Origin of the sequence: Bacillus sp. m3-13, assembly GCF_000175075.1 — a bacterium.
Lineage (GTDB): Bacteria > Bacillota > Bacilli > Bacillales > Bacillaceae_I > Sutcliffiella_A > Sutcliffiella_A horikoshii_C.
Map to the genome: position 1 here is coordinate 48,309 of NZ_ACPC01000049.1, position 17,051 is coordinate 65,359.

Here is a 17,051-nt window from a genome sequence, read left to right on the forward strand (position 1 = left end):
GAGTGCCTGTCCACTCGACTCACGCTGGACTCAAAAGAAGGAGTGTGAACCATGGTCTATGTCTATCTTGCTCTAATGGGCTTAACTTACGGAGGGTATGTGTGGTTATTTACTTACAGAATGAGTATGTCTGAGGTGTGGCTCTCAAAGAGCATCTTATCTCCAGAGGATAGTGCAATAATTGGACAGTTAGGTAGATGGTCGGAAAGTCTTGAAGTAATATTCGTTCTGCTGTTTGTGGGAATGATGATTTACTGTTTTTTTAAGAGGAAAACAGAGCGCAACATATTTAAAAAGTTTTTATTAGTGAATGTTGTTTTCGTGTTAGGAATAGTAGTTTTCAGTTTCATAGTTAATCAAGTTACTTCTCTTCCAATTATGAACTTAGTGTTGCCTTTAATTAATCTGGTTGGGATTATTATTTTGCTTTCGATATTTTTGATTATTGAGTGGTTTATAAAATATAGAAATATAGTAAGTCGAGCTTAAGGCGACAGGACGGTAATTGCAAAATGGGTCGCCGTGCCTGTCCCCTCGACTAACTTCTAGAGGTGACATCAATGAAAAGAGAGCCGATTTATGTAGAAATTCCGATTGAGGCAGGTATAGATGAGGTGTGGGAGAAGACGCAGGATCCTAAGCTTCATGAGCAGTGGGATTTGCGTTTTTCTTCTATTACCTATTTACCGAAGGAGTCAGAGGACAGTCCGCAGTCCTTTTTATATGAAACGAAAATAGGTGGTGGACTGAAGGTTGCTGGGTGGGGGAAAAGTATTGGAACCCATGATAAGAAGGATGGGTCAAAAACTTCTTCTCTTCATTTTGGTACGGATCAAAAGATTTCTCCTATTAGCGAAGGGAAAGGTTATTGGCGATACATACCCAAGGAGAACGGAATTACTTTCTTAACCCAATATGACTATGAGGTTCGTTATGGAGTATTTGGGCGGTTTTTAGATTTATTTTTCCGACCTGTCATGGGATGGGCCACCGCTCTTAGCTTTGATGTGTTGAAGCGTTGGGTAGAAAAGGGGGAAGCGCCGCGAACACAGTATGTGCGTTTCTTTAGTACCGCGCTAATATCCGTTCTCTTTTTCTTTGTTTGGTTTTATCAAGGGTTAGTTCCAAAGTTGATTGCGAAACATCCTGAGGAAGTGTCCTTGTTTTCTAGTTTAAGTTCCATAGAAGGAGCTGCCGCAGTACAGGCTGTGGGGATCATAGGCTTACTCGAAATCTTATTTGGGGGACTTTGGCTTCTGTATCGTAAAAAAAGACATCTACACGCATTGCAAATATTCGTTTTTCCTATCTTAACGGCAAGTGCCTTGGTTGCTAGTCCTTCGATTGCGACGCACCCATTTAATCCTGTAACGTTTAATGCAAGTCTCTGGGTACTTTCCATAATCGGCTTTTTACTAGCAAAGGATGTACCAACAGCAACAAGTTGCAAGCGCACAAGAAAGGGCGATTCCAAATGACAATCTATCAAGAATTATTGGGGGAGGATTTTCATCGACTCCATCCAAAACTCCAGGAGCGTTATTCACTTCCAATGGGCAAGCCCTTTTATGCGGTCGGTACGATGAAAAAGATAGAAAGCGGCGCATTATGGCTTAAGCCCTTTCTAACACTGTCCACTCGTTGGCAATTTCTTTTTCCGGAAAGCGGAAGCAATGTGCCGTTTGCAATCAAGAATACCTGTCGATCACTGCCCTCTGGTGAGACAGAAATATATTGGGAACGTACCTTTCATTTTAAAAAAGTAACCCGGAATTTCAACGCATTCATGACAATTGACCCGAAGCGAAGAGTGGTGAAGGATTACTTAGGGGAGCCAAGCTTATTCTATTCGGATTTATCCATGAAGGTGACACCGGAAGGGCGCATGCAGATTAGCTCTGGATCTCAACGCTTTCTATTAGGTAAACGGGAAGTCCCCATTTTAAAGGTGTTGGAGGGAATGGTAACCGTGGAGGAAGGTTTTGATGATGCCCGGGAAGTGTTTACGATTCAAGTGGATATACAAAATAGAATCGTCGGGAGGGTGATGGCTTATGAAGGCGAATTTAAAGCAGCGTCTATTTAGCCCCATTTCCCTTGCAGGCATGTTCTTTTTCCTGGCGAGCAGCCTGTTCATAGCTGACCCCTACCTCTTAATGTTGACAGCGGCTCAGTTGATTTTCGTTCCTCTCATGTTGCAGCTGTTAGTGGAAGTTAAAAGGAAGCATATTGTTATCACTTGGATTGCTATGCTTTCTATCTTTTTGTTGCAGGTGGTTACGTCGAGCGCAGGCCAAGTTGTATTAGCTTTTATCTATTTGGTATTCACTTTTTTTGTGGCGTTATATGGGGTGAAACGCTTCTTAAAGCGCGGCTTTACCAATTGGGCGGAGATTTCGATTGATATTGGATTGATGTACTTATTTGTTGGCGGACTTTGGTTCTTCGCTTACATTGCGGGAATCGATACAGGTTTTAGTCCGCTGATTACTTGGTTAACAGCCATTCATTTTCACTACTCCGCCTTTTTATTCCCGGTCTCGTTAGGGTTCTATGGGCGTTTACAGGATTCCAAGTGGTATCCATACATTGTCTGCAGTGTTTTAGCTGGTCCAATGCTCGTTGCCATTGGCATCACGTTTTGGCCGCTATTGGAGTTCATTTCGGTACTGGTTTACATTTTTGCCATCTACAGCTTGATCTTTTTGGCTTTTCGGACCCGTTTCGCATCCAAACTGCAGGCGATATTAATAAGGCTCTCTTATAGTGCGCTTGGCATCACGATCATCTTTTCCTTGTTATATGCGGCCAATAGCGCGTTTGGAAGCTGGTTTGTTAGCATCGATTTTATGCTGCTTTTCCACGGCTTTTTTAATTGTGTGGTATTCGGGTTGTTAGGGGTTCTTGGCTGGGTGATGGCGCCGCCTCCAACAAACCAGGTGGTATGGAATTTTCCTGTGAGCCACATTCGAGGAAAGCTAAAAGGAACAGGGGAGCCGCGACCAGGATTAGTAGAGAATCTTAGTGATTTTGTAGATGTAAAAGTTATTCCCGAAACCATCGTTCAATTTTATGAACAAACAGAACGGTACCAACTAGTCGCTTCTGTAAAATGGGCAACTTGGTTTAAACCTTTCGCTTGGTGTTACAAATGGATTAGCACGAAGTTGCAACAACTGAACCTGCCAATCTCCAGAAAACCTACTGAAATGACGTATACGATACGTGCGGTAGATCCAATGCTTGACGGTAGGAAAAGTCCCCGCGCCTGGATTCGTAAAGTGAAAAACAACACGGTATTTGTGGCCATCTATTCACAGCACAAGATAGAAGGGAGAACCTATATGAATATAGCGCTTCCTCTTCCTTTTTCTAGTATGATTGGCATTTTACAGCTTGATGCTGTGGACGGAAGGTTGGTCCTCTCCAGTGAAGGTGATAGGGATTCAGGGGTTTATTTAGCGTTGGGTAGCACTACTTTTAAGCTACCACTATCGGAGTACTTTGTTATTAGAGAGCAAAGTAGAGGAGTGCTCACTGCTGAGCATAAAATGAAGATTTTTGGGGTGCCTTTTTTGAGGATTGATTATAGGATTGTGGAGAAATAGGGGGGATCATGTGAGGGGAATGGGTCGGCGTGCCTAGTCCCCTCAACCCACCCCTAAAGTGCTTACACTATAAAGACGTTTCCATATATAATTATTATACGGATAATTTTAAATTTTTTTATAAAATAAATTAATCGTTTACTTATTGATAGAGTTACTTAGTTTAAGGGTTGTCTGTGGTTTAGGGGGAGAAGTGGACGGATACCCAGTGAATTCATCGACGTATCTGATCATTGATATAAAGTATAGTCCTTGCCCAGAGATTAAATCTCTGGGTGTTTTTTGGGTTTTTACAATATGTTGAAATAACAATTTTTAAACAATCGTTTGTTCAAAGAGAATTTCTGTATTGTTGTATAAGGGGTAAAATGCGTTCGTGATTTTTCAACCATTTTCGCAAGGTATATCAGGATAAAATAACGTTGTAAACCCTTTTAATCTCAAAAAATAAAAATGGTAAATTATACATTAATAGTGTAAAATTACACAAAAGGTAAAGGAGGGGTATATATGACATTTTTAACAATGGTTGCGGTTCTAAGTATTGGTGTTTTCATTTTAGTTGCCAGCTATGCTTTTATGAAAAACGAGGGCGGCGAGGTATCAATGAACTACAAAATTCTTGCATGTTTATTTCTGCCCATACTTAATATAGCCTTTGGACTAAAATTAAACTTACTCGATTCTTTTAAAGGTAGTCCGGCAACTTTCGAAAACTTACTTGTAACTATTGTTCACTTAGCTGTCTGGATCTTCTCTTTAACATTCGCTTATAAAGCAGAAAGCAAGGCTATGCTAAAGTTGTACGCTATTTTTTGGGCACTAACTTTAGCAATTTCTGCGTTAACGGCTTACATTAACTCGGTGGAAACTACCGTTGATTTTGCTTGGGCCATACCTATTGCAATGTTACTCTTGCCGCAATGGTACGGATTTGATTATTTCGTAGACGATGATTTTGTCTTATCAATAATTTTAATGGTCATATCTTTGGTGATGGTTAGTGCGTCGGTTTGGAGATCGAGAAGGTTAGTAAAATAAAATGGGTCGGCGTGCCTTTCCTAGGTTATTGAAAATCTAACAGAAAAAAATGGAACCCTCCTATATTTGAAATAAATGAATCGACCAAGAAATCAATAATTCAAAGAAGGAAGGTTTCTTTTTGCCACTTATTAAATCAATTTATGTTCTTTTAAAATTTCTTCGAGTAGTTCGGCTGCCTTTTGTTCGGTTAGGTCTTCTGTTTTTAGGAAGTAGATTCCTACCATTAGGCCGAAGTTTTCTAGGGTTGGGTAGGGACCTCGTGGGAGGTTCAGTTGGTAAAAATCGTTTTCAAAAAACATGCACCAAACGTTTTGGTTTTTCACTTTCAAAAGGATGGCTTCCAGATCGTGGCCGTCCTTGTAGTAGCCTGCATGCAAGTGGTAGTTGTTATCAAATAGCATGTTTGCCTCACTCCTTTATTTAGAATACTTTATAATGATTCTTTAAGTTAGGTGGAATGTGGTAGTGCAATACATTCGGACCGCCCGTTTTGATAGGAAAATAGTCTAATCTGAAAACGACGGCTCCAGTTTTTCTTAAGCGGACTTGTATAATTCTTCCGCCTCCACCAGCACCTTCGAGGATGTAGGTTTTTGGAGCTTTGATAGCCTTATCCACATACGGCCTTGCTAAAGCCCAGCCCTTTGTCATCCCTTCCCTGCCAACTTTAGAGGTTAATAACCGAATGGCCGCTGCTGCAATTGGGACCCATTGTCCTTGGACAGATGTTTCTAAATTGTCTATATCTTGCCCTGACAATAACAAATGTTCTTCAAATTGACGGAAAACCGGATCCTGTAATAAAAAATCAAAATCCTCTTCAAAGGTTTGTAAATTTACATCAGAGACATCAACATCAGTAGTCGCACTAACTTCCTTAAGTATTTTTTGAGAAACTGCACCTTCTTCTTTTTCGATGGCTGATGAAATAGATGGACTAATCGTAGAAAAGATCAGCACAATCGATAATAATAAAAGTATACTTTTTTTCATTCTCTTTTGTCTCCTTCATATAATAATTGAACAGGATCAACGATATGAACCCCTTCCATTTGTTGACTTTGATTTTTTAGTTCCTCTAATAACCTATCAAAATCAAATTCTTCCTTTTTATTCCTTTCAAGGTAGAGAGCGAGCACTCCAGCCATATAGGCAGAGGAAATGGAGGTCCCGCTACTTAAGAGAAAATCGCCTGACAAGGAGTAGCTGTTAATGTGTTGACCTGGTAGTAAGAAATCCAATTCCTCCCCCATGGTTGTCCCCTTCCAAATGTCCCCTTCATTATTCAGCGCACCTACCGCAATGACATTGTCGTACTTAGCAGGATAGGTAATGTCAGCATTCTCCTGCAACCCATAATTGCCAACCGATGAAACAACGATAATTTTATGGGAGACAGCTAAATCAATTGCTTTCTTTAAATCGGCAGAATCATAAAACGTGCCAAAAGGCATCAGGATAATATCAACCTTTTGCGAGATGGACCATTCTATCGATTTGACAATGTTGGAGATATCCCCTTGAAGATTGTTATCCAAAGCCTTTACAATATAGAGCTCTGAATCAGGGGCAATTCCCAATTGTTTGGACCCTAAAACACCTGCTAAATGTGTACCATGACCATGATCATCTTGAAAGTTAGTGGAGTCATCTAGGACATTGATGCCTTTTACAACATTGATATGTAAGGATGGGGATACTCCGGTATCTATTAAAGCAATTTTTACTTTTTTTCCTGTTAAGCCATACTTATGATGGAGGGTCTCAATTTGTAGAAGTTGATATCCCCAATTCTTCTGATAGAACGCTTCCGTTGATTTTTTTTCGTACATAAAATACAGACTAAAAATAATTAGCACACACATAAGGCTTGATACTAATTTAATTAATTTCATCGCTTTTCCCTCATCTGCCCCCATACACCATTTTTACCGAACCTCATTTATTGTATAGAAGAAACGTTAATGGAAGCTTAACTAAACCTTAAATACTCCTTAAATAATGGTACTTAGGGATTGTTCCCTACACCACCCCTGCTAGCTAGGCATTCGCACATCTTTCTGGGTACAAGTTTATAGACTCCTGTCCCTTGAATAGGATGTATGGAATAACTTGAGGGAGTGTAGTCTAGTGAACTTTAATTATAATGATCAACGAAGAATCATTGGCCGCCCGGGCTTTGGTTTAGGTGGATTCGGTTCTGGCTTTGGTGTTCGTCCGGGTCTAGGTTTCGGCCGTCCTGGCTTTGGCTTCGGTGGTGTTGGTTTCGGTCTTCCATTTGTAACAGGTTTGGCAGCCGGAGCGCTATTAACACCGCGACCGTATCCGTACTATCCATACCCGCCTTACCCGTATCCGCCGTATCCATATTATTAATCTATTAGAATGAAACATTCCACTCCCTCACGACGTATACAAAGTCAGAGGAGTGGTTTTTATGTGTTTTACTTTTGAAAGTGGGGCGGGGTGCGTGTCCCCACGCCTTGTTGATCCTTCTTGTTGATGAATGTTGAGAAAATGCCTTGTTTTTAATGAAAAAACCACTGTTTTTGTTGGTGGAATTTAGGTTCGGACACTTTACTTATATCTTAGGTCAAAATATGTTGAAATAACGAGAGGTTCGGTCAAAGTACTTATGGGTTTGGACAACTTATAACAGGTGTTCGGTCAATTGAAAATTTGGTTCGGTCAAAATTAGGAAATCTTCGGTCAACTTCTCGGAAACTTTGGTCAAGAATGCAATATCTTCGGTCAACTTTGCGAAAACTTCGGACATTGTAATGACTGACCAACAAACAACAGTATCATACCTACATAAAATTGTACCAACAAGGAGGATTTAATGATGAAAATATTGAAAGTTATTATACCTTTACTTCTCGTAATCCTATTGCTGGCCATCCTTAGCGGATATAGATTTACAGCATTAAGTGCTGCTAAGAGTCATGCATTTCTTACGAAAGATGCGGAGTTGATGGATCAGTACGAAATAGGATCTACGGGTGTATTTTTGTTTAAAAGTGAAGTGGAACAGGAATTTCGAACAGTTTTGACCCAAAAGTCTGGGGTGTTTTTTAGCAGTAGGGCATCTATGTACATTCCATATAGTACAGATGAAATTCAAACAGTTGGCGGGGCTAGCTTTAACTACGAAAACGATGCTGGTAGTTTTATAAGCGTTGTATCGAACGATGAGGAAGTTGCCTACATAGAGGCTGGTGTAGAGCCTAATATTGAGCGAAAAGAAATAAAGAAGGGGGAACGGATTTCTTTCTTCTTTCCATTCAGTGAGCAAATAGAATTTCTGTATCCTACTGCCTATGATGAAGACGGAAACGAGTTATATTACTATGGATACCCAAGGGAAACAAATGTATTTCATCACGAGGAATTTAAGTGGCATAAAACAGGTGAACAATAAAAGGAGGAACTCTTCATGTTATTCATGCTAATCGTCAAAGCATCAACAAATTCGGAAGGTGGAAACCGACCGAATCCCGAGCTGAATGCAGCTATGTCGAAATACAATGAAGAATTAGTAGAGGCGGGGGTGCGAGTGATGGCGAAAGGACTACACCCAAGCTCAAACGGAATGCGCATTTCTTTCCCAGAGCCAGGTGGGGAGCCAGTAGTGACGGAGGGGCCTTTCCCTGAACCGAACAACCTGGTTGCAGGTTTCATTTTGATTGATGTGGAGTCGAAGGAAGAAGCCGTAAAATGGGCGATGAGGATGCCGGACCCGCAAGGATATGGGGAAGGGCAGATTGAATTGCGGCAGGTGTTTCAGTTTTAAGGTGGAGTATGGTGGAGGGAAAGGAGCGGTGACCTATGAGAAAATGGGTCACTGTGCCTGTCCCCTCGACTCATCCTCGCCTCAAAAATAAACGAGATAGATAACCAATGCCAGTACAATGCGGTAAATGGCAAATGGCATTAGCTTGATTTTATTGATTAATTGTAAAAAGAATTTTATTGATATTAGTGCGAAAATAAAGGATGTGATAAAACCGGCAGCGAAAAATGGTAGAGCTTCGATAGAGAAATACTGCCAATTTTTCAATAAGGATAATCCACTTGCTCCAACCATGATCGGCACAGCCATAATAAATGTGAAGTCTGCGGCGGCACGATGGCTCATTCCAAGCAGAACTCCTCCTGAGATGGTGGAACCGGATCTAGAAAATCCTGGCCATAGTGATAAGCACTGAATCAACCCGATGGAAAAGGCCTGCTTGTAGGTCATTTGATCAACACTCTGCATTTTCGGTTCTTTTGGACCGAATATGTCTGCCATAATCATCAAAACAGCCCCAATGACCAGCCCGATCAAAACAGTCTCCAATGAAAATAAGTGTTCATCAATATAATCCTCAAATAACACTCCCAAGACACCAGCGGGAATAAGACCGACAATAACGTGGGAAAGTTTAAGTTGCTTCGAACCTTGTGAGACAGATTCTCCACGTAGCTTTTTCAACCCAAGCAATTCAATAAAACGGTCCTTGAAGATCACGATTACTGCCAGGATCGAGCCCAGTTGTATGACGATTTTAAATGTGTTGGCTACATATTTACCCAGAAATTCCTCAGATTGAAGAAGCATATCGTCCACAATGATCATGTGCCCTGTGGATGAAACTGGTGCGAACTCCGTCAATCCCTCGACAATTCCTAAAATGACTGCCTTTAAAATGATTAAAAAATCCATGATCTAAGCTCCTTTACATTTACCCGATAACTTAATTACTATATTACAAATTAATTGTTTTGAAAATGCGAAAGATTACCAATAATGGGCAGAGGTAAGGGGATTAAGTAAGCGGCGTGCTTGGATTATCATGAAGCAAGCATTGGCGGGGTGTGAGGAGGTTGGCGGAGCCGAGGTTTAGAATGAAGAAAAGCTGGGATAGACACGGTGACCCATGAGAAAATGGGCCTCGGTGCCTGTCCCCTCAGCCTTCCATTACCCCCGGTTGACTGAATCGTTCAACTTCTTCCGATATTTGTCTTTATATGTTTCGGTGTCTTTTACAAGCTCATCGCAAAAAGCTGCGACGTCTTCTCCTGTGAGATCTGTTACTTTTTTGCCTTCTGCTGCACCTTGCTCGAAAAGTTCTAGAATGCCCCCGAAAATACGACTGCATTCCCTCCAGTCAGTCGGCCCGCCAGCAGTCCACATATATTTTTGGATCGCATAGTATGCGTTGCGGTACTCAGTAGGAAGTGCCTTTGCGCGCGCCTCCATTTCTCTCCATTCCCGTTTGTCGTTTAAACTTCCAATGATTTTCTCTAAAAAGCTCATAGTATCTCTCCTTTTGATAAGTCTTTTGTTTTGAGTTCGTTGATTTTACTTGAAACGAACTCCCATTTTCTCCAAAACGTTTGAAGGTGCTCTTGGCCGGCTTCGTTAAGTGTGTAAAATTTTCTCGGCGGTCCCATGGTAGATGGCTTTTTCTCGATGGTCACCAGGTTGTTTTTCTCGAGGCGCATCGTAATCGTATACACAGTACCTTCCACCACATCTGTGAAGCCAAGTGCCCGCAGCTGCTGAGTGATCTCATAGCCGTACGTTTCGCCGCGGCTGATAATCTCCAGCACACAACCCTCCAGCACTCCCTTCAGCATTTCCGTAATATTTTCCAAATCTATCCCACCATTCAGGTATTCTGTATTACTTATTACTAGTATATAGTATTACATAGTAGTGGTGCAAGAAAATTTTGATTTAAAGACACCGAGACCCACTTGTGGAGGGATAGTGGGAAAGATGGGTCGCCGTGCCTGTCCCCTCAACCCATTTTCCTCTCATTTCTTAACAAAACATTAATATTCGCACTTCATAATGGGGGTAAAGGAGTGAGTGGGATGAGTGATGTGGGTGTTATCTTTTCGTTGTTTGCGGGGACTTTGTCCTTTTTTTCGCCGTGTGTTTTTCCGTTGTTGCCTGCGTATATAACGCATTTGACAGGTGGTAAAATGGAGGATAATAAAATCATGGTGGACCGGAAAAAGGTGCTGTTGCGCTCGATTGGCTTTATTATCGGTTTTAGTATTATTTTTATTTCCTTAGGTGCTTCTGCGAGTTTTGTAGGGAAGTTGTTAATGGAATATAGGATTGCGTTGATGCAAGTTGCAGGGTTATTGATTATCATTTTTGGATTGCAGATGGCGGGATTCTTGAAATTTAAATTTCTTATGAAAGAAAAGAAGTTTGAGTACAGTAATAAATCAAAGAGTATGTTTGGCTCCGTCCTCTTGGGGATGGCGTTTGCGAGTGGTTGGTCTCCGTGTGTGAGTCTCGCGCTATCCTCTATTTTACTGTTGGCAAGTTCAACCGACACTCTGAACCAAGGTATCCTGTTATTAGGATTCTACTCGATCGGAATGGCGATTCCTTTTCTGGTGATTTCACTTGTTCTTGTTTATTCTTTAAAGGTAGTCAGGAAGATCAACAAGTATCTATCCAAGCTGTCCCTCATTAATGGAGTGGTCATGATTGCCCTTGGATTTCTTGTTTTAACAGGACAAATGCAGAAAATAAGTGCATGGCTTTCTATTTATAATCTATTTCCGCAATGACATAACGAAATGAGTGAGTACGTTGATACAAGAGAAATTGATTGGTAAAACGGTGTTGATTGTCGAGAGTGATCAAGAGATACGCAACCTCCTCAGAACCAATCTGGAAAAGGAAGGTTATGAGGTGCTCGAAGCTGCGGATGGAAAACGTGCGAAGAAAATGATTCCGCAACTGGACCCGTGTATCCTCCTATTGGACCTTTCCCTTCCTAAAATTAGCGGGGAAGAAATTTGCAGGTGGGTCCGAAATGATTTGAAAAGCTTGATGCCCATTATTATCATCTCGGGGAAAACCGAAGAAAGTGACATTATTAAAGGCTTCAAGCTTGGTGCGGATGATTATGTGGTCAAGCCGTTCCGCCCAGCAGAGTTGATGGTGCGAATTGAAGCAGTCCTTAGAAGGACGGCAGCTCGCTGTGGGAAACTCAGCTTTACCGGTTTTACATTGAAACCTGCTAAAGGGGAAGCTTTAATAAATGGCAGTCCCCTGAATCTCACCAAATTTGAATTTAAGCTTTTGCATTTTTTTATGCAAAATTCGGACCAAGTGCTGACCAGGGAACAAATCTTGAACTCTATTTATGAGCATCATGAAAAAATGGTGTCTGATCGAACCATTGATGTCCATATCAAGCATTTGCGCGAGAAAATAAAGATGTATACGCCTAAAGATTATATTCAGACGGTGAGGGGAATGGGCTATAAATTTGTCGGCCAATAAATTAGCGGGATTCTCTTAATCAACTCTTAACAAACTGATTCCATACTAGATGGAAAAGGGGGAATCAGTAGATGAAATTTTTAATAGAATCGGACCGGGTAATCGCAGAATTGCCTTCGGGTCAAATGGTCATATCACCCACGCCAGGTGTTGGGGTCAGACCCTATGAATTATTTATATCATCCCTGATAGGCTGCGGTGGGACTTTGCTTAAAACAATTTTGGAAAAGAAAAGAGTTCATTACGAAAAATTAGAAATGGAAGCAGATTCGATTCGAAATCCGAGTCAGGCTAATCGCATCGAAAGGATCACAATTAAAGCGAATATCTTTTCTAAGGATGAGCTGATACTTGCCCAACGTGAAAAGATCTCCTCTTTGGTGATAAAAAACTGCGGAATGATCCAATCCGTTTTGCCTGCAATCCAAGTAGATGTTTTGATAACGATCATTCATGACGATGGAGAGCAGGAGTGAGTTACATTACCTTCGGGAGCATGACGATTTCTGCAAGTTTAGCCGTCATGGTTATCGCTTTAATGTTGCTGCCCCTTATTTATAAACTTGTAACAGGAAGGACGATTCCTTCTTTCTTTTGGGACAATATCTTTCTCTATTTTGTCATTTGGAAGCTTAGCTACATAGTGATTCATCCTAAGTTATTCCTAGATATGCCCCTGTCTATTGTTTATTTTCATGGTGGAGGTACGGGGAAAGTATTGGGTTTGATTTTTGTTTTTTTAAACATCCTAATGAGTAGGAATCTATTGGAGCAAAGGAGGAGTATGGAACATGAATAAGAACCTTTTATCTATTGCCATCATTTTGTTAGCGGTCGCCATCATTTTCGTGAACGTATGGGAGAAACCAGCTTCAGAGGGAATTAGTGATTCGGATAGTGTGGATATCACAAAAGATGAAAGCATCCCAGGAGTAGATTTAGGGGAAGTGCAAGAAGGGAACCAAGCCCCGGATTTTACGTTGACGACACTCGATGGGGAAGAATTGAAGCTCTCTGATTACAGGGGAAAAAAGGTCATCTTGAATTTCTGGGCGACCTGGTGTCCACCGTGTAAAGCGGAAATGCCACATATGCAAAGTTTCTACGAAGAAAACCCCGAAGAAGTAGAGGTCATCGCGGTTAATCTCACCAATATGGACAAAGGGGAAGAAGCGATCAATACCTTTGTAAAAGATTACGAACTTACCTTCGCTATCCCACTTGATGAAGCCGGGGACATCGGCATGCAATACCAAGCCTTCACCATCCCCACCCAGCTACGCCATCGATGAAGACGGAATCATCCAAAAAAAAATCATTGGCCCAATGGATGAGGCGATGATGAAGAGTATTGTAGACGGAATGGAGTAAAAGGTCTGAGGGGACAGGCACGGTGGCATTGTAAGCATTGAGAGGAGCTAATGGTTAGCAGAATGTGGTAAAATTATGTGAAGGGCTTATTAAACTAGAAGGATTTGCCCAATTATTAGGAGGGGATGAAATGTTTATGTCAGTTAATGATTTCTTAAATGAATGGAAACAAGAAGCCGCTGTTACCCAAAAAGTGTTGGATGTGCTGACAGATGAATCGTTGAATCAAGAAGTTTCCCCAGGATTATACAGTGTTGGAAGCCTTGCTTGGCATATTACAGGATCCGCTTACTACTTTCCTGCCCAAGTTGGTATAAAATTTGAGGTTCCTGATCTTCAAAAAGAGACCCCAAAATCTGCTGCTGAAATCAGCGAGACTTACAAAACAGTAAGTCAGCGCTTTACACAAGCATTTTCTGAACAAATTACAGATGAAACGATGAATAAAATGGTCAATTTATTTGGTGGAGACATGCCACTTCAGGCTGTTTTTCGTCTGCTTATCCAACATCAGGCACATCACCGCGGTCAATTGACGGTCCTTATGAGACAGGCAGACTTGAAAGTTCCTGGGGTATATGGTCCTAGTAAAGAAGAATGGGAAGCAATGAATGCTCAAAAGAGCTGATATTAACAAAAAAGCCGGCGCCTGCCGGTTTTTTTATTTAGCGAAGTTAATAAGGAACAGGAACAACAAGGATAATGGAGGAGATAAAATGAAGGTTATTGGTCTTATTGGCGGAATGAGTTGGGAATCTTCTGTGGAGTATTATCGGATAATCAATCAAGAGGTTAAGAGAAGATTGGGGGGATTACATTCAGCGAAATGTCTATTATACAGTGTCGATTTTGATGAAATAGAACGGTACCAATCAGGAGGCGCCTGGGATAAGGCCGGGGAAGTGTTAGGTGATGCTGCGCGTTCTTTAGAAATGGGGGGAGCGGACTTTATTGTCATTTGTACCAATACGATGCACAAAGTTGTAAATGAGATCCAATCAAAAATAACTATCCCCCTATTGCATATCGCAGATGCAACCGCAGCACAAATTAAAGAGAAAGGAATTAATTCGGTTGGATTACTAGGCACAAGGTACACAATGGAACAAGACTTTTATAAATCACGTTTGGAGATGAACGGCATAAAAGTTATTGTACCAAGTGAACAGGAAAGAGAGATTATAAACAAAGTCATTTATGAAGAGTTATGTTTGGGTAAGATTCAAGAAAAATCAAGAGATTACTATAAAAAAGTTATCCATGGCCTAATCGAATCTGGTGCCAAAGGGATTATCTTAGGCTGTACCGAAATTGGATTATTGGTAAAACCGGGGGATTCAGATGTTCCTCTATTTGACACGGCTTACATCCATGCTTTGGAAGCGGTGAATATGTCATTAGAATGAGAAATTAGGGGTGGAAGAAATGAAAAAAATGACGTTATGGGGAAGAGACGAACAGGATGATAGATTGGTTTTAGAAGTCATTAGAGGAAAGAAAACAGCAACATGTACACCAAAAGTTTGGTATTATGATTCCCCAGAAGAACCACCCACAGAAGTAGGTGATTACGTAGCGGTATATGATCAACAGGGGAAACACAGGTGTACCATCTTGATTACCGAAAATTATGAGATACGTTTTGGAGATGTGGACGAGAAGATTGCGAAAGCAGAAAACACTAATTCAATAGAGGAGTTTCGCAAAGACCACGTCGTTAGCTGGGAAGATGCGTTACGACAAGAGGGTAATGGATTAGATGATAATACGGTTATTGTAGTAGAGCACTTTGAGTTAGTGGAGAAATTGTAGGGACAGGAACCGTGACCCATTCTTGGTTCGTCAAGGCATTATTTATCATGCTTTAGTTAAAGGGTAATAGGCACGAGATTAATGAAAAAGTGGGTCGTCGTGCCTGTCCCCTTAGCACCTCTAAACCATCAAATAGTCAAAGGAAATACCAAATAGAATGATCGCAGCACCCAAACTAAAGTGAACCTTTTTTTCATTTACTCTTGTCTTCTCTAATAGTGTAAAGATGAGTCCAATTAGGCCAATGAAAATAACACTATTAATGAGATAAGAAATATTAACAAAAAAGAGGTGATGGAAAATTTGAACAAATCCAGAGATAATTCCAAAACTACACAAGAGAAGAGGGATTCTTAATTTCCAATACATATTATCACCTAACTTTCTTGAATCATGGGGACAGGAAACATGACCCATTTTTCAGTCCTTTTCGCCCCCTGAAACCGAACGAAATGAAGCCTCATCTCCATTTTGAAAAAGCTTAACTTTATCATATTCATTGTTAAGGTTCACTTTATAAAAAAGGCTATAATCTGATGAAGAATTTGAAAGATCAGTTGTTTCTGCACTCGTATACATTAACTTAAGAGTGTCCTCTTCGCTATCTACGTCAAAACCAGTAAAGGTTTCGGCTTTCTCGCCTTGAACTACAGCTTCTCCATTTAGGTAAACTACCATGGAGTCATTCTCTTCATCAAAATACAGATGAGCTCCGTTTTCCTTTTTCACACTCTGAAAATATGACTGTGTTTCCTCGCTTAAATCCTCTTCACTTAACTCTGAATAGGTCAAAGAAGAAGAATTATTATTACATCCAGTCAAAACCAAGGTGCCAAACAGTAAAAGTTGTAGTTTATTCAACGTGTTATTCCCCCAGTCCCCAAAAATCCATACACCAATATATTAACATAAAATCCCATGAAATCTTTATGTAAAACTAAGCCCTTGCTAATAAAAATAGGTCACCGTGCCTGTCCGCTCGACTCCACTTCCACTAAAAAAATGTTTACCCTTCATCCCTTTAACAAATACTATCCACGTACATAAAGGATAGGAGTGTTAAAGATGTCTCAAGATATGAACTACAGCCATGACAATAAATTTATCCCAGTGACCTCCATCGCTGCACATAGTGGAAAACATGTCACCTTGGATTTGTATTACTATACGAACCAAGTGGTGAATATTTGCATCTACGGAAACTCGGAGGACTGGGTGTTGATTGATACAGGAATGCCGAAGTCCGCAAGAGAGATCCTTTCTGTGGTGGAGAACCATTTAGGCAAAGGTGCCCGCCCGAAAGCAATCATTTTGACGCACGGTCATTTTGATCATGTCGGGGCTTCGGTGGATTTGGTGCGGCATTGGGATGTTCCGGTATATGCGCATGAGCTGGAACTTCCGTACTTAACAGGCAAAAGTGATTATCCTGAGCCGGATCCGAGTGTGGAAGGTGGACTCGTTGCGAAAGTGTCCTCCTATTTTCCCAACGAATCAACGGATCTTAGCGGACATATCCATACACTGCCTGAGGATGGGACTGTACCGGGTATGGAAGGCTGGCGCTGGGTTCACACACCAGGTCACTCGCCTGGGCATGTCTCCCTGTTTCGTGAGTCAGACCGCACCCTCATCGCCGGGGATGCCTTTGTCACGGTAAGGCAGGACTCACTCTATAAAGTGCTTGTCCAGCAACAGGAAGTATGCGGGCCGCCCCGCTATTTTACAACGGATTGGCACGCGGCATTGGAATCGGTGAAAAAATTAGAATTATTAAATCCACAAGTTGCTGTCACTGGTCATGGACCTGCTATGGAAGGGGAAGAGTTGGCCAATGGACTCACAAAACTTGTACAAGACTTTGAATCAGTCGCCATCCCGGACTATGGAAAATATGTATAACAAAAGGAGAACAT

23 protein-coding genes are annotated in these 17,051 nt (G+C 41.2%); 16 read left to right on the plus strand and 7 right to left on the minus strand.

Going from position 1 to position 17,051, the window contains the following annotated elements; all coding sequences use genetic code 11:
* Positions 1-51 precede the first annotated feature (51 nt).
* The 5 genes from M313_RS0120725 to M313_RS0120745 all read left to right on the plus strand — a co-directional run bounded on the left by M313_RS0120725 (position 52) and on the right by M313_RS0120745 (position 4,649).
* Positions 52-489 carry a hypothetical protein gene (locus M313_RS0120725; RefSeq protein WP_010199788.1) on the plus strand — a complete coding sequence of 146 codons (438 nt, stop codon included), beginning with the start codon at positions 52-54 and terminating at the stop codon, positions 487-489.
* 71 nt (positions 490-560) lie between these two features.
* Positions 561-1,478: a DoxX-like family protein gene (locus M313_RS0120730; protein WP_010199790.1), complete on the plus strand. Its 918-nt coding sequence runs from the start codon at positions 561-563 to the stop codon at positions 1,476-1,478.
* A complete protein-coding gene (locus tag M313_RS0120735; protein ID WP_010199791.1) occupies positions 1,475-2,086 on the plus strand; it encodes a DUF4166 domain-containing protein in 612 nt (203 codons plus the stop codon). Before M313_RS0120730 ends, M313_RS0120735 begins: the two co-directional genes overlap by 4 nt.
* Complete coding sequence (locus M313_RS0120740; RefSeq protein WP_010199793.1) at positions 2,055-3,608, plus strand: YndJ family protein; 1,554 nt, start codon at positions 2,055-2,057, stop codon at positions 3,606-3,608. Before M313_RS0120735 ends, M313_RS0120740 begins: the two co-directional genes overlap by 32 nt.
* 510 nt (positions 3,609-4,118) lie before the next feature.
* Positions 4,119-4,649, plus strand: a complete 531-nt coding sequence (locus tag M313_RS0120745; RefSeq protein ID WP_010199795.1) for a hypothetical protein — start codon at positions 4,119-4,121, stop codon at positions 4,647-4,649.
* Between the two features lie 131 nt (positions 4,650-4,780).
* On the opposite strand, the gene M313_RS24240 is transcribed toward M313_RS0120745, so the two are convergent.
* The 3 genes from M313_RS24240 to M313_RS24245 are packed head-to-tail and all read right to left on the minus strand — an operon-like array spanning position 4,781 to position 6,547.
* Positions 4,781-5,053 carry a DUF3986 family protein gene (locus tag M313_RS24240; protein WP_010199798.1) on the minus strand — a complete coding sequence of 91 codons (273 nt, stop codon included), beginning with the start codon at positions 5,051-5,053 and terminating at the stop codon, positions 4,781-4,783.
* A gap of 19 nt (positions 5,054-5,072) precedes the next feature.
* Positions 5,073-5,645, minus strand: a complete 573-nt coding sequence (locus M313_RS26010) for a hypothetical protein (protein WP_010199799.1) — start codon at positions 5,643-5,645, stop codon at positions 5,073-5,075.
* Positions 5,642-6,547, minus strand: a complete 906-nt coding sequence (locus M313_RS24245; protein WP_157182529.1) for a S8 family serine peptidase — start codon at positions 6,545-6,547, stop codon at positions 5,642-5,644. The genes M313_RS26010 and M313_RS24245 overlap by 4 nt, the downstream gene beginning before the upstream one ends.
* 235 nt (positions 6,548-6,782) lie before the next feature.
* Here M313_RS24245 and ymaG point away from each other — a divergent pair, with 235 nt between their 5' ends.
* The 3 genes from ymaG to M313_RS0120775 all read left to right on the plus strand — a co-directional run bounded on the left by ymaG (position 6,783) and on the right by M313_RS0120775 (position 8,445).
* Entirely contained in the window at positions 6,783-7,028 is a 246-nt protein-coding gene (gene ymaG, locus M313_RS0120765) for an inner spore coat protein YmaG (protein ID WP_010199804.1), read from the plus strand.
* A 466-nt stretch (positions 7,029-7,494) separates the two neighbouring features.
* Positions 7,495-8,073, plus strand: a complete 579-nt coding sequence (locus tag M313_RS0120770; RefSeq protein WP_157182530.1) for a hypothetical protein — start codon at positions 7,495-7,497, stop codon at positions 8,071-8,073.
* A 15-nt stretch (positions 8,074-8,088) separates the two neighbouring features.
* Positions 8,089-8,445, plus strand: a complete 357-nt coding sequence (locus tag M313_RS0120775) for a YciI family protein (RefSeq protein ID WP_010199807.1) — start codon at positions 8,089-8,091, stop codon at positions 8,443-8,445.
* Positions 8,446-8,526: 81 nt separating this feature from the next.
* Here the strand turns inward: M313_RS0120775 and M313_RS0120780 are convergent, their stop codons facing one another.
* From M313_RS0120780 to M313_RS0120790, 3 genes are all read right to left on the minus strand, one after another.
* A complete protein-coding gene (locus M313_RS0120780) occupies positions 8,527-9,360 on the minus strand; it encodes an undecaprenyl-diphosphate phosphatase (RefSeq protein ID WP_010199809.1) in 834 nt (277 codons plus the stop codon).
* Between the two features lie 255 nt (positions 9,361-9,615).
* Positions 9,616-9,954 (minus strand): DUF1048 domain-containing protein, encoded by a 339-nt coding sequence (locus M313_RS0120785; RefSeq protein ID WP_010199810.1) that lies wholly within the window; start codon positions 9,952-9,954, stop codon positions 9,616-9,618.
* Positions 9,951-10,295 carry a PadR family transcriptional regulator gene (locus M313_RS0120790; protein ID WP_010199812.1) on the minus strand — a complete coding sequence of 115 codons (345 nt, stop codon included), beginning with the start codon at positions 10,293-10,295 and terminating at the stop codon, positions 9,951-9,953. The genes M313_RS0120785 and M313_RS0120790 overlap by 4 nt, the downstream gene beginning before the upstream one ends.
* A 222-nt stretch (positions 10,296-10,517) precedes the next feature.
* Between M313_RS0120790 and M313_RS0120795 the strand changes: the two genes are divergently transcribed.
* The 7 genes from M313_RS0120795 to M313_RS0120830 all read left to right on the plus strand — a co-directional run bounded on the left by M313_RS0120795 (position 10,518) and on the right by M313_RS0120830 (position 15,135).
* Positions 10,518-11,231, plus strand: coding sequence for a cytochrome c biogenesis CcdA family protein (locus M313_RS0120795; RefSeq protein ID WP_010199815.1), 714 nt, complete (start codon positions 10,518-10,520; stop codon positions 11,229-11,231).
* Between the two features lie 22 nt (positions 11,232-11,253).
* On the plus strand, positions 11,254-11,952 hold the full coding sequence (locus tag M313_RS0120800; protein WP_010199818.1) for a response regulator transcription factor: 699 nt from the start codon (positions 11,254-11,256) through the stop codon (positions 11,950-11,952).
* Positions 11,953-12,023: 71 nt separating this feature from the next.
* Positions 12,024-12,428, plus strand: a complete 405-nt coding sequence (locus tag M313_RS0120805; protein ID WP_010199820.1) for an OsmC family protein — start codon at positions 12,024-12,026, stop codon at positions 12,426-12,428.
* A gap of 315 nt (positions 12,429-12,743) precedes the next feature.
* On the plus strand, positions 12,744-13,244 hold the full coding sequence (locus M313_RS24255; RefSeq protein ID WP_010199827.1) for a redoxin domain-containing protein: 501 nt from the start codon (positions 12,744-12,746) through the stop codon (positions 13,242-13,244).
* A 209-nt stretch (positions 13,245-13,453) separates the two neighbouring features.
* Complete coding sequence (locus tag M313_RS0120820) at positions 13,454-13,951, plus strand: DinB family protein (RefSeq protein WP_010199829.1); 498 nt, start codon at positions 13,454-13,456, stop codon at positions 13,949-13,951.
* A gap of 88 nt (positions 13,952-14,039) precedes the next feature.
* Entirely contained in the window at positions 14,040-14,729 is a 690-nt protein-coding gene (locus M313_RS0120825) for an aspartate/glutamate racemase family protein (protein WP_010199831.1), read from the plus strand.
* 19 nt (positions 14,730-14,748) lie between these two features.
* Positions 14,749-15,135 (plus strand): ASCH domain-containing protein, encoded by a 387-nt coding sequence (locus tag M313_RS0120830; protein WP_010199833.1) that lies wholly within the window; start codon positions 14,749-14,751, stop codon positions 15,133-15,135.
* 420 nt (positions 15,136-15,555) lie between these two features.
* On the opposite strand, the gene M313_RS0120840 is transcribed toward M313_RS0120830, so the two are convergent.
* Complete coding sequence (locus tag M313_RS0120840; protein ID WP_010199836.1) at positions 15,556-15,996, minus strand: hypothetical protein; 441 nt, start codon at positions 15,994-15,996, stop codon at positions 15,556-15,558.
* Between the two features lie 204 nt (positions 15,997-16,200).
* Here M313_RS0120840 and M313_RS0120845 point away from each other — a divergent pair, with 204 nt between their 5' ends.
* Positions 16,201-17,037, plus strand: a complete 837-nt coding sequence (locus tag M313_RS0120845; protein ID WP_010199838.1) for an MBL fold metallo-hydrolase — start codon at positions 16,201-16,203, stop codon at positions 17,035-17,037.
* Positions 17,038-17,051 lie beyond the last annotated feature (14 nt).

Excerpts from the sequence above, each read along its gene's own strand:
- M313_RS0120725 (WP_010199788.1), top strand. The coding sequence starts at position 52 with ATGGTCTATGTCTATCTTGCTCTAATGGGCTTAACTTACGGAGGGTAT.
- M313_RS0120770 (WP_157182530.1), top strand. The coding sequence starts at position 7,495 with ATGATGAAAATATTGAAAGTTATTATACCTTTACTTCTCGTAATCCTA.
- M313_RS0120805 (WP_010199820.1), top strand. The coding sequence starts at position 12,024 with ATGAAATTTTTAATAGAATCGGACCGGGTAATCGCAGAATTGCCTTCG.
- M313_RS24240 (WP_010199798.1), bottom strand. The coding sequence starts at position 5,053 with ATGCTATTTGATAACAACTACCACTTGCATGCAGGCTACTACAAGGAC.
- M313_RS24255 (WP_010199827.1), top strand. The coding sequence starts at position 12,744 with ATGAATAAGAACCTTTTATCTATTGCCATCATTTTGTTAGCGGTCGCC.
- M313_RS0120785 (WP_010199810.1), bottom strand. The coding sequence starts at position 9,954 with ATGAGCTTTTTAGAGAAAATCATTGGAAGTTTAAACGACAAACGGGAA.
- M313_RS0120825 (WP_010199831.1), top strand. The coding sequence starts at position 14,040 with ATGAAGGTTATTGGTCTTATTGGCGGAATGAGTTGGGAATCTTCTGTG.
- M313_RS0120745 (WP_010199795.1), top strand. The coding sequence starts at position 4,119 with ATGACATTTTTAACAATGGTTGCGGTTCTAAGTATTGGTGTTTTCATT.
- M313_RS0120830 (WP_010199833.1), top strand. The coding sequence starts at position 14,749 with ATGAAAAAAATGACGTTATGGGGAAGAGACGAACAGGATGATAGATTG.
- M313_RS24245 (WP_157182529.1), bottom strand. The coding sequence starts at position 6,547 with ATGAAATTAATTAAATTAGTATCAAGCCTTATGTGTGTGCTAATTATT.
- M313_RS0120730 (WP_010199790.1), top strand. The coding sequence starts at position 561 with ATGAAAAGAGAGCCGATTTATGTAGAAATTCCGATTGAGGCAGGTATA.
- M313_RS0120780 (WP_010199809.1), bottom strand. The coding sequence starts at position 9,360 with ATGGATTTTTTAATCATTTTAAAGGCAGTCATTTTAGGAATTGTCGAG.
- M313_RS0120740 (WP_010199793.1), top strand. The coding sequence starts at position 2,055 with ATGAAGGCGAATTTAAAGCAGCGTCTATTTAGCCCCATTTCCCTTGCA.
- M313_RS0120775 (WP_010199807.1), top strand. The coding sequence starts at position 8,089 with ATGTTATTCATGCTAATCGTCAAAGCATCAACAAATTCGGAAGGTGGA.
- M313_RS0120795 (WP_010199815.1), top strand. The coding sequence starts at position 10,518 with ATGAGTGATGTGGGTGTTATCTTTTCGTTGTTTGCGGGGACTTTGTCC.
- M313_RS26010 (WP_010199799.1), bottom strand. The coding sequence starts at position 5,645 with ATGAAAAAAAGTATACTTTTATTATTATCGATTGTGCTGATCTTTTCT.
- M313_RS0120735 (WP_010199791.1), top strand. The coding sequence starts at position 1,475 with ATGACAATCTATCAAGAATTATTGGGGGAGGATTTTCATCGACTCCAT.
- M313_RS0120820 (WP_010199829.1), top strand. The coding sequence starts at position 13,454 with ATGTTTATGTCAGTTAATGATTTCTTAAATGAATGGAAACAAGAAGCC.
- M313_RS0120845 (WP_010199838.1), top strand. The coding sequence starts at position 16,201 with ATGTCTCAAGATATGAACTACAGCCATGACAATAAATTTATCCCAGTG.